Annotated in this window: 12 protein-coding genes and 1 pseudogene; 4 read left to right on the top strand and 9 right to left on the bottom strand. The window is 72.1% G+C overall.

Features of this window, described 5'->3' with window-relative positions; all coding sequences use genetic code 11:
* Positions 1-38 precede the first annotated feature (38 nt).
* Both OG570_RS17925 and OG570_RS17920 read right to left on the bottom strand, forming a co-directional pair.
* Entirely contained in the window at positions 39-671 is a 633-nt protein-coding gene (locus OG570_RS17925; RefSeq protein WP_326957798.1) for a class I SAM-dependent DNA methyltransferase, read from the bottom strand.
* A 44-nt stretch (positions 672-715) separates the two neighbouring features.
* Complete coding sequence (locus tag OG570_RS17920) at positions 716-886, bottom strand: zf-HC2 domain-containing protein (RefSeq protein ID WP_247057784.1); 171 nt, start codon at positions 884-886, stop codon at positions 716-718.
* A 315-nt stretch (positions 887-1,201) separates the two neighbouring features.
* On the opposite strand from OG570_RS17920, the gene OG570_RS17915 reads away from it, so the two are divergent.
* On the top strand, positions 1,202-1,450 hold the full coding sequence (locus OG570_RS17915) for a hypothetical protein (RefSeq protein WP_247057786.1): 249 nt from the start codon (positions 1,202-1,204) through the stop codon (positions 1,448-1,450).
* Positions 1,451-1,495: 45 nt separating this feature from the next.
* Here the strand turns inward: OG570_RS17915 and OG570_RS17910 are convergent, their stop codons facing one another.
* Positions 1,496-2,074 carry a dihydrofolate reductase family protein gene (locus OG570_RS17910; protein WP_326957796.1) on the bottom strand — a complete coding sequence of 193 codons (579 nt, stop codon included), beginning with the start codon at positions 2,072-2,074 and terminating at the stop codon, positions 1,496-1,498.
* A 108-nt stretch (positions 2,075-2,182) separates the two neighbouring features.
* Between OG570_RS17910 and OG570_RS17905 the strand changes: the two genes are divergently transcribed.
* Positions 2,183-3,184, top strand: a complete 1,002-nt coding sequence (locus OG570_RS17905) for a sigma-70 family RNA polymerase sigma factor (RefSeq protein ID WP_442788278.1) — start codon at positions 2,183-2,185, stop codon at positions 3,182-3,184.
* Between the two features lie 10 nt (positions 3,185-3,194).
* Here the strand turns inward: OG570_RS17905 and OG570_RS17900 are convergent, their stop codons facing one another.
* Positions 3,195-3,899 (bottom strand): PP2C family protein-serine/threonine phosphatase, encoded by a 705-nt coding sequence (locus tag OG570_RS17900; protein ID WP_326944401.1) that lies wholly within the window; start codon positions 3,897-3,899, stop codon positions 3,195-3,197.
* Positions 3,900-4,141: 242 nt separating this feature from the next.
* Between OG570_RS17900 and OG570_RS17895 the strand changes: the two genes are divergently transcribed.
* Positions 4,142-5,164: a chitinase gene (locus tag OG570_RS17895; RefSeq protein WP_326960062.1), complete on the top strand. Its 1,023-nt coding sequence runs from the start codon at positions 4,142-4,144 to the stop codon at positions 5,162-5,164.
* A 66-nt stretch (positions 5,165-5,230) separates the two neighbouring features.
* Here OG570_RS17895 and OG570_RS17890 read toward each other — a convergent pair.
* The 3 genes and pseudogenes from OG570_RS17890 to OG570_RS17880 all read right to left on the bottom strand — a co-directional run bounded on the left by OG570_RS17890 (position 5,231) and on the right by OG570_RS17880 (position 8,299).
* Positions 5,231-6,052: pseudogene (locus tag OG570_RS17890) on the bottom strand (dioxygenase family protein).
* Between the two features lie 49 nt (positions 6,053-6,101).
* Entirely contained in the window at positions 6,102-6,989 is an 888-nt protein-coding gene (locus OG570_RS17885; RefSeq protein ID WP_247057794.1) for a helix-turn-helix transcriptional regulator, read from the bottom strand.
* 161 nt (positions 6,990-7,150) lie between these two features.
* Complete coding sequence (locus OG570_RS17880) at positions 7,151-8,299, bottom strand: thioester domain-containing protein (RefSeq protein ID WP_442788277.1); 1,149 nt, start codon at positions 8,297-8,299, stop codon at positions 7,151-7,153.
* A 349-nt stretch (positions 8,300-8,648) separates the two neighbouring features.
* Between OG570_RS17880 and OG570_RS17875 the strand changes: the two genes are divergently transcribed.
* Complete coding sequence (locus tag OG570_RS17875) at positions 8,649-10,547, top strand: serine/threonine protein kinase (RefSeq protein WP_326957789.1); 1,899 nt, start codon at positions 8,649-8,651, stop codon at positions 10,545-10,547.
* Between the two features lie 3 nt (positions 10,548-10,550).
* Here OG570_RS17875 and OG570_RS17870 read toward each other — a convergent pair whose 3' ends face one another.
* Both OG570_RS17870 and OG570_RS17865 read right to left on the bottom strand, forming a co-directional pair.
* A complete protein-coding gene (locus tag OG570_RS17870; RefSeq protein WP_326957787.1) occupies positions 10,551-12,536 on the bottom strand; it encodes a transglutaminase family protein in 1,986 nt (661 codons plus the stop codon).
* Positions 12,533-13,636 (bottom strand): DUF58 domain-containing protein, encoded by a 1,104-nt coding sequence (locus OG570_RS17865; RefSeq protein WP_326957785.1) that lies wholly within the window; start codon positions 13,634-13,636, stop codon positions 12,533-12,535. The genes OG570_RS17870 and OG570_RS17865 overlap by 4 nt, the downstream gene beginning before the upstream one ends.
* Between the last annotated feature and the right edge of the window lie 8 nt (positions 13,637-13,644).

The raw sequence follows: 13,644 nt of genomic DNA, 5'->3' as shown, positions 1-13,644 counted from the left end.
TCAATGTGGCATTCACGGACTTTGACCTGACCCGCGCGTCAGGCGGGTCTGCGGGCCAGCACCCTCCCCTGCGGCACCCGCGCCGCCGGGTTGCGGACCACCTTGGTCAGGATCTCGAAGCCCGCGCCGCTCAGCAGGTCGCTGACCTCGTCCACCGGCAGCCAGTAGACGTCCAGCGAAAACCCTTCGTGCCCGTACCCGCGCGACAGGTGGTGACGCCGGTCGCCGACGTGAAACCCCAGCTGCAGGTGCCCGCCCGGGCGCACCACCCGGAACAGCTCCGACGCCACCACCGGGAGCCGCGACGGCGGGGTGTGGATGATCGAATACCACGCCACCGCCCCGGCGAGACCGCCGTCCGGGAGATCGAGTTCCAGCAGCGAGCCCTCGGAAAACCGCAGCTCCGGGTAGTTGCGGCGGGCGACCGCGAGCATTTCCGGCGTCAGGTCGATGCCGGAGACGTCGACGCCGAGCGACGCCAGGTACGCCGTCACCAGGCCCGTGCCGCAGCCGAGGTCGGCGACCGGGCCGCCGCGGACCAGGTCGGCGAACGCGGCCAGCAGCGCGCGGTCCTCGATGTCGTCGCGCACCGGTGGCACGAACTCGCCGTAGTTCTCGGCGACAATGGCGTAGGTGGCCCGGGTCGGGCTCAGGAACTGGTCATCGGTCACGTCCGCAAGCTAGCGGCGGGCACCGACAGTTTCCGACGAGTGTCCTAAGTGGACTTCCCCAGGCTGTCCAGCATGATGCGGACGGACTCGAACTCCCGGACCTCCTGGCGGCAGTCCGGGCACGACGCCAGGTGCCGCTCGACCCGCGCCGTCTCGGCGTCGTCGAGCAGGCCCAGGCTGTAGGCCCCGAGGTCGGTCCGGTCGTACCGGCCCATCGATCGTGTCTCCGTTTCCGCGTCCCGCAAGGGAACACCCGCACCCCACCAGACCTCTCCAGCGTCCTGGGACGTACGGCCGATCGGGGACGTTCCCCGGATTTCCACCCGATCGGCCGACAACTGGGGTCGGAGTTCCGCCCATGTGAGTGACGCGGGTCGTCACGCATCCCACCCGCTCGAACACGGAAAGCTTTCTCGCGACCAATTTCGCCGTTCGGCGTCATGGCTCCCGCACTCGGTCGTCGAACCCGCGTCAGGCCGGCATTTCCCGGCCTCGACCTGGGTACTCAGCGAGCCGAAACGAGGAAAGCGATGACCGTACGAAGCCACCGGGCGGACAACGTCGTCGACGAGGTCGGGGTGTGGCTGACCGGGGAGTTCGGCGCACGGCTCCCGGTCACGGAGATCGACCGCGTCATCCACGTGACGCGGATCGACCTCGAGAGCTGCATCGCGCCGGAGGAGCTCGGGGAGATGCTCCACCGGCTGGGCCGCGCCCGGCTGCAGCGGCTGCTGCTGCTCGCGCCGCCGGCGAAGGTGCGGATCCCGCAAACGCGCTGACCGCGGACTTGCCGGACACGTCGAGGGGCGTGTCCGGCAACCGCACTAGGCGTTGCGGACAGGCCGGTAGGTAAGTCGGACGATGCCCGTGCCGACGGTGCGGTTCCCGACCAGCCGCACCGGTTTCACGGCACCGGTCCCGCCGAACAGGCGCTCGCCCTCCCCGAGCGCGAACGGGCAGACCATCAGCCGCAGCTCGTCGACCAGGTCGTGCTCGATCAGCGCGTGCGCGACCCGGCCGCTGCCGTAGAGGACGACGTCCCCGGCCACCTCCTGCTTCAGCCGCGAGACCGCGTCCACCAGGTCGCCCTTCAGGACCGTCGAGTTCCACTCGAGGTCTCCGGGCGTCGAGGACACGACGTGCTTGGGCACGGCCCGCAGCCGGTCCGCCCAGGCGCCGTCGCGGGTCGCCCACCCCTGCGCGAGGAACCATTCGTAGGTCCGCCGCCCGAGCAGCAGCGCCTCGGTGCCCAGCGCCTCCTCGTATTCGACCGCGGCCCACGCTTCGCGGTCCTCGCCGCCCAGCCGGTCGAACCAGCCGGCGAACCGGAACCCCTCCGTGCCGACCGGGTCCTGGACGACCCCGTCGAGCGACACGTTCTCGCTGATGACGATCTTCCCCATGGCGGATCTCCTTCGTCGTGTTGTCGGCCACCGGAGAGACGCCGCGAAACCGGGAAAGGGGGCGGTCGCCGAGCGCCCCCTTCTGCACGCGGGCGGCGTCCGTACAAGATGAACGGACGAAGGGTGGCGAGTGTGGAACCGACCAGCACCGACCGGCTGAGCAGGGCCCGGGCCGGGGACGGCGACGCGTTCCGGGCGCTGACCGAGCCGCACCACCGGGAGCTGCAGGTGCACTGCTACCGGCTGCTCGGGTCGTTCCAGGACGCCGAAGACGCGCTCCAGGACACCCTGCTGGCCGCCTGGCGGGGGCTCGGCGGCTTCGACGGCCGCGCCTCGCTCCGCACCTGGCTCTACCGGATCGCCACCAACCGGTGCCTGAGCACGCTTCGCGCGGCGAGCAGGCGCCCGGCGAAGGAATGGGACATCCCCGGCGTCGAACCGCCGGAACCGACGCGCCTCGGCGAGGTCGTCTGGCTCGAGCCGTATCCCGACGCCCTCCTCGACCCGGAAGCTCGTTACGAGCGGGCGGAATCCGTGTCGCTGGCCTTCGTGACCGCGCTCCAGGTCCTGCCGCCGCGCCAGCTTGCCGTCCTTGTCCTGCGCGACGTCCTCGGGTTCCCCGCGAGCGAGGTGGCCGGGATGCTGGACACGACCGTGGACTCGGTCAAGAGCGCGCTCAAGCGAGCGCGCGCCGGTCTGCGGCGTCACCAGCCCGCCTCCGACGACCCGCCTCCCGCGGCCGGTTCCCCTGCCGAGAACGCGATCTTGGCGGACTTCGTCCACGCCTGGGAGGCCGCCGACGTCGGCGCGCTGGTGACCCTGCTGACCGACGACGTGTTCATGTCCATGCCGCCGCTGCCGCTCGAATACCAGGGCCGGGACGTCGTGGCCGGCTTCTGCGCCGACCTCTTCGGCGCGGGCCGGCGGTTCCACCTCGTGCCCACCCGCGCCAACGGCCAGCCGGCGTTCGGGGCCTACCTGCGCGACGCCACCGGCGTTCGGCACGGCACCGGCCTGTACGTCCTCACGCTCGCGGGCGACCGGATCAGCGCCATGACCCGCTTCGAGAACACCGTGCTGCCCGCGTTCGGCTTACCGCGATCGCTGTGACAAGCGCGAGCTAGGACACCTGGACGACGACCGCCGTCGCGTTGTCCTGGCCGCCCGCCGCCTCCGCGACGGCCAGCAGCCGCCGGACCTGCTCGGCCGGCTCGACCGGCCGCCCGAGGATCTCGCGGATCCGCTCGTAGGGCACCTGCTCGGCGACGCCGTCGCTGCACAACAGCAGGACGTCGCCCGGGCGCAGCGCGAGGCTGAGCACGTCCGGCTCCGGGTGCGCGGGGTGCCCGATGTAGCGCGTCAGCTGGTACCGCGCGGCCGACGCCTGGGGCGAGTCGAACGCGTACCAGCCGTTGACCGCGCCGAGCCAGGCCATCGTGTGGTCGGTGGTGAGCAGCTCCAGCAGGCCCTCGCGCAGCCGGTACGCGCGCGAGTCGCCGATCTGGACGAGCCAGTACCCGCCGCCGGACTCGACGAGCGCGGTGAGCGTGCACCCGGCCAGGCCGCCGATCCGCCGGCCGGACTCGCTCACCTGCCGTTGCGCCGAAGCGACCGCCTCCCGCAACGAGTCCGCGGAATCACCTGCGCCCGCAACGAAGACGTCGACCGCGGTCCGTCCGGCCATCCGGCTGCCTTCGCCGTCGCCCATTCCGTCGGCGACCACCGCGAGCAACGGATCCTCGGTCAGGTGCACGACATCGAAGTTGGCGGAGTAGCGGCGTCCGACGTCGCTGCCCGCGGCGGCGCGCGTGACATGTCCGGTCATGGCCGCATCATGCCAGGGCCGTTCGCGCAGACCCGTTGCCCGCGCGGGCCAGGTTTCTTGACTGGACTAGACCAATCTGCTCTAGTGACTGGTGTCACGTTCTTCCCGGCCGGATGAGCACCCCCTCTTCGACACCCGGACGCCTCCCCACGTCCGGACCCTGTCGTGGCCGAAGGAGTGAGCGAGCCTTGAGAAGACGTCTTGTCGCGGTGATTTCCGCTTTTGCGGCCGCAGCCGCGCTCGTGCTCGGTGTGCCCGCGTTGTCCACCGCCGCCCCGCAGGCCGCCGCCGCGGCGTGCAGCGGGCCCAACTGGGTCGCCGGCCAGTGGTACGACGTCGGTGCGATCGTCAAGTACACCAACGGCAGTTACTACCGCGCCAAGAACGCGAATCCGGGTTACGACCCGATCATTAGCACCTGGTACTGGGAGCCCTACAGCTGTGACGGCGGCGGTGGCGGGACGACCTGCAACGCGCCCAACTGGGTCGCGGGCCAGTGGTACGACGTCGGTGCGATCGTCAAGTACACCAACGGCGGCTACTACCGCGCCAAGAACGCGAACCCGGGTTACGACCCGATCATCAGCACCTGGTACTGGGAGCCCTACAGCTGCGACGGCGGCGGCACGAACCCCGGCAACCCGGGCTCGTTCGTCGTCAGCGAAGCGCAGTTCAACCAGATCTTCCCGGGCCGCAACGGTTTCTACTCCTACAGCGGCCTGACCGCGGCGCTGTCCGCCTACCCCGGCTTCGCGAACACGGGCAGTGACACGGTGAAGAAGCAGGAGGCGGCCGCGTTCCTGGCGAACGTCGACCACGAGACCGGCGGCCTCGTCTACATCGTCGAACAGAACACGGCCAACTACCCGCACTACTGCGACACCAGCCAGTCCTACGGCTGCCCGGCCGGCCAGGCCGCGTACTACGGCCGCGGCCCGATCCAGCTCAGCTGGAACTTCAACTACAAGGCCGCGGGCGACGCCCTGGGCATCGACCTGCTCGGCAACCCCTGGCAGGTCGAGCAGAACTCGGCCGTCGCGTGGAAGACCGGCCTCTGGTACTGGAACACCCAGACCGGCCCGGGCACGATGACGCCGCACAACGCGATCGTCAACGGCCGCGGCTTCGGCGAGACGATCCGCAGCATCAACGGCTCGATCGAGTGCAACGGCGGCAACCCGGCCCAGGTCGAGAGCCGCGTCTCCAAGTACCGCTCGATCAGCTCGGTCCTCGGCGTCGACCCCGGCGCCAACCTCTACTGCTGACCCCGGTCGTGAGTGTTTAGGGCGGTTAGAACCGCCCTAAACACTCACGACCCCACGCTGGGAGCCTCAGGCCGTCCGCCACAACGCGGGGACGTTCGGTGGCTCCCAGCCCGGCTGGGCCGTGTGCCCCTGTAAGCACACGTAATCCCGGCCGCTGTAGGTGACGCGGGCGCCGGCCGCGTAGTTCGTGCCCGCCGCCCAGGTCGTGCCGCCGGGCGGCGTCGACGTGGTCGGGGGCGGCGTGCCGGTGGTGGTCGGCGTCTGCGGCACGTTCAGCACGAAGTCGAACGCGGCCTCCTTCGCGTTCCCGTTGTCCCGCACGGTCATCAGCAGCCGCGCGTCGAAGATCGTGTCGGTGTTGTTGCGCGGCTCGTTCGGGAAGTACAGCTGCGTGGTCAGGATCGGCCGGCCCGGCGCCTGGACCTTCACGTGGATGTGCCGGGTGCGGCCCGGGTAGAGGCCGGGCACGATCGTCGACAGCGTGAACGCGCCCTGGGCGTTGGTGTACTGGTGGCCGCGGAAGGTGAAGCCGGTGTTGTCGTAGGCGCCGTTGACGTCCGCCTGCCAGAAGTCCAGCAGCGCGCGGTTCACCGGCAGGCACGCGAGCCCGAAGACGTAGCCCGTCACGGTCAGCCGCGTGCCCTGGGTGCCCGGCGTGACGAGCGAGGTCCGTTCCGGCGAGTTCGGCTTGAAGTACGGACCTTCGGTCTGTTCGGGCGTCGGATCGTCGTCGTCGTGGCACGACGGCGTCAGCTCCGGCGCCTAGCCGCCCACGGCCGCGGTACGGGCGAGCGCGGGGCCGCCGAGCAGCGCGACGGGCGCCGCGACGCCGGCGGCCAATGCGGCCCGCAGCACCGTCTTGCGGCTCAGCTTGGTCTCTTCGTCCATGCTTTCGACGGTAGGAGCGCCCCGGGCCGCCGACGATGGACTGGCGCCGTCAGTCGTGGTGCTTCTCGCCGGTGCGGCGGAAGTCGCCTGGGCTCAGCCCGGTCTCCCGCCGGAAGAACCGGCAGAAGTACGCCGGATCGGCGAACCCGACGCGGCTCGCGACCTGCCGGACGGTCAGGTCCGTGCGGAGCAGGAACCGCTTGGCCTCCCGGACCCGCGCCTCCCGCACGAGCTGCGCGGCCGTGCGGCCGGTCGCGGCCTTGACCGCTTCCGTGAGGTACCCCGGGGTGACGCCGATGCGTTCGGCGTGCGCGTGCACCGACCACAGCCCGAGGTCGGCGCGTCCGGTGAGCCGGGCGAACTCCGCCGCCACCGCCCCGGCGCGCACGGGCGGCGCGTCCGGCGTCCCGGGAAGGCGTCCCACGCGCACGACCAGGACGTGCAGCAGCGCCCGCACCACCGAGTCCGCGCCGCGGCGGTGTTCCGCCTCCAGCTCGGTGACGAGCCGCGTGACGTCGGCGTCGGCGCGGTCGTCCAGCTCCAGCCACGGCCGTTCGCCCAGCCGTCGCAGGAGCTCGCGGTCGGCCGGGTAGTCGAGCAGGAAGTCGTCGGTGAAGAGCACGACGTGCCCGGACAGGCCCCGGACGCCGGCCCAGTGGTGCACCTGCCCGGCGGCGATGACGCCGAGGTGCGGCGGCCGCAGCGGCCAGCGGGCCAGGTCGACGACGTGCGTCCCGGTGCCGCCGGTGACGTGCACGAGCTCGTGGAAGGTGTGCCGGTGCGGGAACTCCGCGCGTGACAGCGGCCCGATCGTGTCGAACGTCCCGACGGCGAACGGCACCGCGTGCGGCGCCGGCAGCTCCAGCCGGTGCACCGGCAGCTCCCCCGCGCGCGGCGAGGGACACGGCGTCCCGGGCGGAACGGTCGTACCGCGCATGATCTCGTCCCTTCGCCGGTCGGCGGAAAAGTCTAGACCACTGCGTGCACGGTTCGCCGCTTTCGCCCCGAAGGTCGCAATCCGTTCGTCGGGTGCGAAAACGGGGCCGGTCCACTGTGGACCGGCCCCGTTTCGTTCAGATCAGTTCAGATCAGTTCAGCTCACGCACGGCTGCGGCGACGGCTCACCAGCAGCATCAGCGCGCCGCCACCGAGCAGCAGGCCGCCGACGGTGAACGGCACGGCCGCGTCGACACCGGTGTTGGCGAGCTCGCCGCCACCGCCCGGGGAACCGGCCGGGGTGGTCGGCGCGGGGCTCGTGGCCGGCGCGCCGGCCTCGGTCCAGCTGGCGGCCGCGTTCGCGGTCACCTCGGTCTTCTCCGAGTCGGCGACGATCAGCGACTGGGCCGGCTGCCGCGCGTAGTTCTCGGAGACGAACAGACGGCCCGTGTCCAGCTCGCCGCTGGCCTTGAGCTCGAAGGCGCCCTTGCCCGGCTTGGTGCCGGCCGGGATGTCGACGTAGAGCTTGGTGCCGTCCTTGACGTCCGAAGCCTTCAGCTCCTTGCCGTCGGCGTCGGTGATCTTGACGCCGTCGGGCAGCTGGCTGGTCAGCGCGGTGATGTCACCGGAGGTCGCGACCGAGAACGGGCCGATCTTGCTGCCCGCGGTGCCTTCGGTCTTGTCCGCGGCGACGTTCAGCGTCGGCTTCGGCTGCGCGGCGAGACCCTTGTTCTGGTCACCGGTCAGGTAGCCGTACAGCGCGGCGACGTCGGCGTTGGCGTCGGCCGAGTTCTCCTCGGCCAGCGGCTTGGTGGCGTCGAGGTTCACGCCGTCGCTGAAGTGCCACACCGCGGCCTGCGTCGCGGCGATGGCCTCACGCTCGGAGACGCCGCCGTGAACGGTGACGCCCGCCTTGCCCAGCGCGCTGCCGAGCGCGTCGAGGCCGGTGCCCGGGTAGCCGTGGTGCAGGACCCAGTTGATCTTCGGGCTGTTCTCGTTGAACGGGCCCTTGGCGGGGTACTTGTTCCACGGGCGCTCGACCATGTCGACGTCGGTCCGCAGGCCGACGGTGATCTGCACGCAGTAGAGCTTGAGGGTGCTGCCGTCGGACAGCTTCATCGAGAACAGCTCGGCGATGTAGTCGCCGCCCTTCCCGAGGTTGAGCCGGTAACCGACGGTGCCACTGTTTCCGTCGACCCGGCCGTGAGCGGCACCGTCGTCGGCGAGGGCGGCCGGAGCGCCGACCATGACAGCGGCGGCCGCGGCGAGAGCCGCGATCCCGCCACGCACGAGTCCTGACCTGACCTGCATAAATCTCCTATCCAAGCCCGAATCACGAAGTCAATGACCGCGTGAGACCAAGCCCCGATCACGACGGCCACCAATTCGGGTGACTGATCACCCGGTCAAGCGACACCGGAGCATACATGGACCTCACAGGGGCCACTTCCGGTGTCCCCGTTAACTCGAATGTGTTGTCCAGAAGGGCAAGAAGAAGCCAGAAAAGTGCAGATTGCTACCTCGAAACCGCGTTTTCCGAGGTCTGCATACCCGACAAACCGGACTCTTGATCGACCACTGTGGACGGTATGGCGCACGAGGGTCGCCGTGGGAGAATTCGGGGGAAACTTTCGCACGACCCCGGGGGACCACGCTCGCGATGACGATCGACACGCCGTTCGACGACCTGGTGCTGGTCGGGACCGGACCGGTCGCCGAGGTGTACGCGGGTGTCGAGGGGGACACGGCGTTCGCACTGAAGATCTTCCCCGGCCCGCTGGACCGCCCGACGCGGAGTGCGCTGGAGCGCGAACTGGCCCGGCTGCGGAGCACTTCCGTACTGCTCCCGGACATCGACGCGTTGCCGGATGGCCGCGCGGTGTTGCGGCTGCCGTTGTGTTCGCAGTCCCTGGCGGACCTGGACCCCCTGGACGCGGCGGACACAACGGCCCTGGGCGAGGCCTTGGCCACGGCTCTGGCGACCATCCACACGGCGGGCGTAGTCCACGGCGGTCTCACCCCCGGGAACGTCCTCTTCCGCCCGGACGGCGAACCGGTCCTGACGGACGCGGGCCTGGCCCTGCGAACAGCGTTCGGCGGCGAGACATCGGCGCTGGGATTCCGCGCCCCGGAAACGGTCCGCGACGCGATCACCGACGAGCGCACAGACCTGTACGGCTTGGGAGCACTGCTGTACTACGCGGCAACGGGCCGGCCACCGTTCCCCGGCGACGGCTCGCCGGACCACGTACTACGGATCCTGCACGGCTTTCCGGCGCCGATCGGACGGCCGGACCTGCCGCCGGGGCTGGAGAACCTGGTGACGGGATTGCTTTCGCCCGATCCGGCGAACCGTCCGATCGACGCCGCGTATGTCGCCGGGCGCTTGGCAGAGTTGGCGGCGGACCAGGCTTCGACGCCGGGCACCCCGGTGACGCAGACGCCGGGCGACACAGCGGCTCCCAGGCCGGGCGGCGGCCCGCTTGCCGGGCCGGGGCGCTCATTCGCCGGGGATCAGCCCGCACTCGGCCGCTCGGCCGCGGGCGAGGAGCCCGACTTCGGCCGCACGCCCGTCGGGTTCGGCGGGGAACCGGGCCAGGTACCTGCCAGACCGACCGGCGACCGTGGCGCACACACCGGTTCCTTTACCGACGACCGAGCCGACTCCACCCACCCGACCACCGGATCCGGTCCAGAACGAGGCCAAGCACCCACCGGCGACCATGGCGCACACACCGGTTCGTTCAATGGCGACCGGTTCGGATCCGACTACCCGACCGCCGGATCCGGTCCGGAACCGGGCCGGGCGCCCGGCGGCGACCGTGGTGCACACACCGGTTCGTTCAGTGGCGACCGAGCCGACTCCACCCAATCGACTACCGGATCCGGTCCGGAGCGAGGCCGAGCACCCGGCGGCGACCGCGGCGAACTCACCCGCTCGTTCAACGGCAACCAGTTCGAACCCGACCACTCAGCCGCCGGATCCGGTCCGGAACCGGGCCGGGCACCCGGCGGCGACCGCGGCGCACTCACCGGTTCGTTCACTGGGGACCGTGGCGACTCCGTCCGGTCGTTCGCCGGGGACCGGGATGAGCCGGGTCGCTCTCTCGTTGCCGTCTCCGGGCCGGCCTCGCGGCCTCGGCGTAGTGGGCGGCTCGGGGTGTTGCTCGGCGTTCCCGCGTTGGTCGCGGTTGTCGTGGTGGTGGCCGTGGTGCTGCTGCGTGACGATCCCGCCCCGCTCACCCCGCCCCCGGCGCCGCCCGCGCCCAGTTCGGCGGCCGCCAGCAGCGCGAGCGGTCCGGCTCTGGTGCTCGATCCCCCGGCCGATGGCGGCAGCTACGTCGACCTGACCTGGCACGCGACGGGCACCCTGGAGTTCGCGGTCATCGTGGCGGCCGAAGGTGAACCGGCGAGAACCCGGTACGCCGATCGGAACCGCACACTGCGGGTCCCCGTCGATCCGGGGCGCAAGTACTGCTTCCTGGTCCAGGCCACCGACGGAACCCACACCGTGGAGAGCCAGCCCCAACCCCTCCGCGGCGCCACCTGCGGCCGGTGAGCGTCAACCCCGCGTGAACAGCGACCGAGGGTTCAGCGCACCCCGTATCCGGGCCACAACACCGCTGCCCCGCAGCCCGGCGCGCACCGCGCGAACCGCCGCCCAGGCTCGGGAGCTCTCGTCGCCCGCCGGGTGACCAGACCACAATGCACTGTCCACAATGGAACTCAGCTCCGTGAGACCGCCCCCAGCGGCGGGGACCAACCCGGCGTAGTCCCGGAGCGTCATCCCCGGCCGCAGCGGGACCCGCAGGTCCCGCAACCGGTCGCGGACCTCCTCGCAAGCCCCCCGCACCGCCCCGGCCCCCTGCCTCGAACGACGTCGCCAAGTCCGCAGCGTCTTCGCCAGTGGAACGCCCACCAGCCACAGCACCAGAAGCAGGCCCAGACCCGCGAAGAAGACACCGAACGGGAACGAGCCGGACGCCACCGCCTGCGAACTCGGCACCGTCGGCGGGGCCACCGGGGGGTCCTTCAGCTCCTGCGACGGCGGCAACGCGGCCCGCGCCCGGTCGGTCATGGCGGCTAAACCCGTCGCCGAAGAAGCCGAGCCGCTCGGGTCCAGGGGGACCCAGCCCACGCCCGTCACCGCTACCTCCGGCCACGCCAGGACGTCGCCGTTGTGCACCGTCGTCGCGCCCGGCGGGGGGCGGTAGCCGACGACCAGCCTGGCCGGGATGCCGAGGATGCGCGCCAACGCGACGTACGCCGCCGCGAACTGTTCGCTTGTTCCTCTCTTCGTGACCAGCAGGAAGTCGCTCAGCTGCGGCCAGCCGTGGCCGGCGGGCAATGCGGTGCCCGTCGCGCGGCGGTAGCCGTCGCGGAAGAAGCGTTCCAGGACCAGCGCGCTCTCGAACGTCGGACGCAGGCCGTGCACCGCCTGCGCGGCCAGCTCCGGGATGCCGTCCGGGACCGCGCCGACGTCGGCCAGCCCGCCCGGCGCGGCGCCGTCCAGCTGGGCCGCGGCCGAGACCTCCGGCGTCCACCAGCTCAGCGAATACGTCGTCGCCGCGTCCGGAACCGGCGCCAGCAGCGACCCCTCGGCCGCCTCCACCAGCGGATCGGTGCCGGTCACGGCCGCGGGCAGCGGCTGCGACGGCAGCCACGGGCCCTGCCCGGGCCGGACGCTGATCTCCGCGCTGTCCCGCCGCACCGGCACCGCGGGCGGCGGCGCCAGCTCGCGGCCCAGCCGGCGGTAGTCGTGGCCGGCCGTCCACTCGACGCCGTCGAAGGCGTCGAGCACCACCAGCGGCCACCGGTCCGGGCTCGCGCCGCGGACGTCGAACACCGGCTCGCCGGGCCGCGCGAGCCGGGCGGCGATCTCGTCGAGCGGGCTGCCCGTGCGGACGTCGACGCGCGGCACCTCCTGCTCCTGCAGCGAATACGCCGCCGCCGAAGGCAGGCTTCCGGCCAGCACCACCGCCACCAACGCCGTCACCGGGACCGCCACCGCGCCGGCCCGCGCGGTGACACACGCGGTCAGCACGCACGCGAAGTACGCGACCGCGGCGATCAGCGCCGTCAGCCCGGACGCCGCCGAAAACAGCTGGCTGAGCACCAGGACCACGGCGCTCGGCGCGAGCGCGGGCAGCGGACGGCGCAGGCGCGCCAGCAGTTCCAGCGCCGCGGTCCCGGCGAGCACCACCAGCAGCGGCACGAACACCAGCAGCGCGGGCTCGGGCCGGGCGGGCCACGTCGACTGCAGCACCAGCCGCCACGACCGCGTGACGCCGGTGCCGAGCGCACCGAGAATGTCCACAACGGACATCGGGACCAGCACCGTGCCGACGACCGCGAGCAGGCCCGCCACGACCACCAGCACCGGTCGCCAGGTCGCCAGGCCGGGCCGCAGCTCGCACAGCTGCGCGACGCCGAACAGCACGGCCGCCGTGACGAGCACCGGCAGCAGCAGCGGCGTCCAGCCGAACACCGGCCCGAACAACAGGCCCGCGACGGCGACGGCCGCCACCACGGCCAACCGGGTCGTCACGCGACCTCGTTCCACCGCGCGACGGCTTCGCGAGCCTGTCCCGCGCGCAACACCAGGACGCCGGAACCCGCGCGCGGCGGCGCGGGCGGCCCGAGTTCGAGGACGTACGCCGCGCGGTACCGCGGCCGCAGCTCGGCCAGCGTCGACGGGTCCGCCGTCGCCGTGACGACCACGAGGCAGCCGCCGCCCGATCCGTGCAGCAGCCCGGCCGGCACCAACGCCGTGTCCACTTCGGACTGACGGAGTTCGCAGAGCTCGTCCAGCAGGGGCAGCACCGCGGCCATCCCGCCCGCGGACGGCCGATCGGTGCCACCGGGCGTGACGAGCCGCGTGTGCCGGCCGGCCCGCGCGGCGGCCACCAGCAGCGACGCCGCGAGGTCGACGGCTTCCTCGAACACCTCCGGCCCGAAGACGTCCCGGCGGGTGTCGAGCAGCAGGGTGAACCGCGGCTGCTCCGGGTCGGCGTAGTCGCGCACCATCAGCCGGCCGGTGCGCGCCGTGGCCTTCCAGTACAGGTGCCGCACCTCGTCACCGGGCTGGTACTCGCGGATCTCCTGCAGGTCGGTCGAGCCGCGCAGGGAGTCGTCGGAGGTGACGCCTTCGTGGTGGTGACGCGGATGGCCCGCGGACGGCGCCTTGGCCGCGTACCGGCGCGGGTGCACCCACAACGTCGCGGTCTCGCCGGTCGCGACGCGGTTGCGCGCCAGCCCGAACGGGTCCGCCCGGTGCAGGCTCAGCGGGCCGACGGTCTGGCGCCCGCGCACCGACGTCGGCAGCTCGTAGTGCAGGGTCCGGCTGACGCCGGGGTGCAGCGGCGGGATCCGCACGGTCCGCCGGAACCGGCCGGCCCGGTCGGTGGCGTAGCACCCGCTCTGCCGCCGGCCGGGCGCCGTCGCGGTCAGCCGGGCCAGCGCGGGTTCACCCCGTTCGACGCGGTCCGGGTGCACCGCCCGCGTGACGTCGACCCGGACCCGGCGCGCGGTCAGCGCGATCGCCGCCGCGACCGCGCCGAGGCCGGCCGCGCCGAGCGCCCGCAGCAGCGGGTACCCACCCCACTGGCCGCCGCCGAAGAGCAGCAGCGAGACGACGAGGAAGGCCACGCCACGCG

The sequence above is a fragment of the Amycolatopsis sp. NBC_01286 genome (genome assembly GCF_035982555.1).
GTDB lineage: Bacteria > Actinomycetota > Actinomycetes > Mycobacteriales > Pseudonocardiaceae > Amycolatopsis.
The sequence above is the reverse complement of the archived record's forward strand: the minus strand, read 5'-3'. Positions and strand labels throughout refer to the sequence as shown.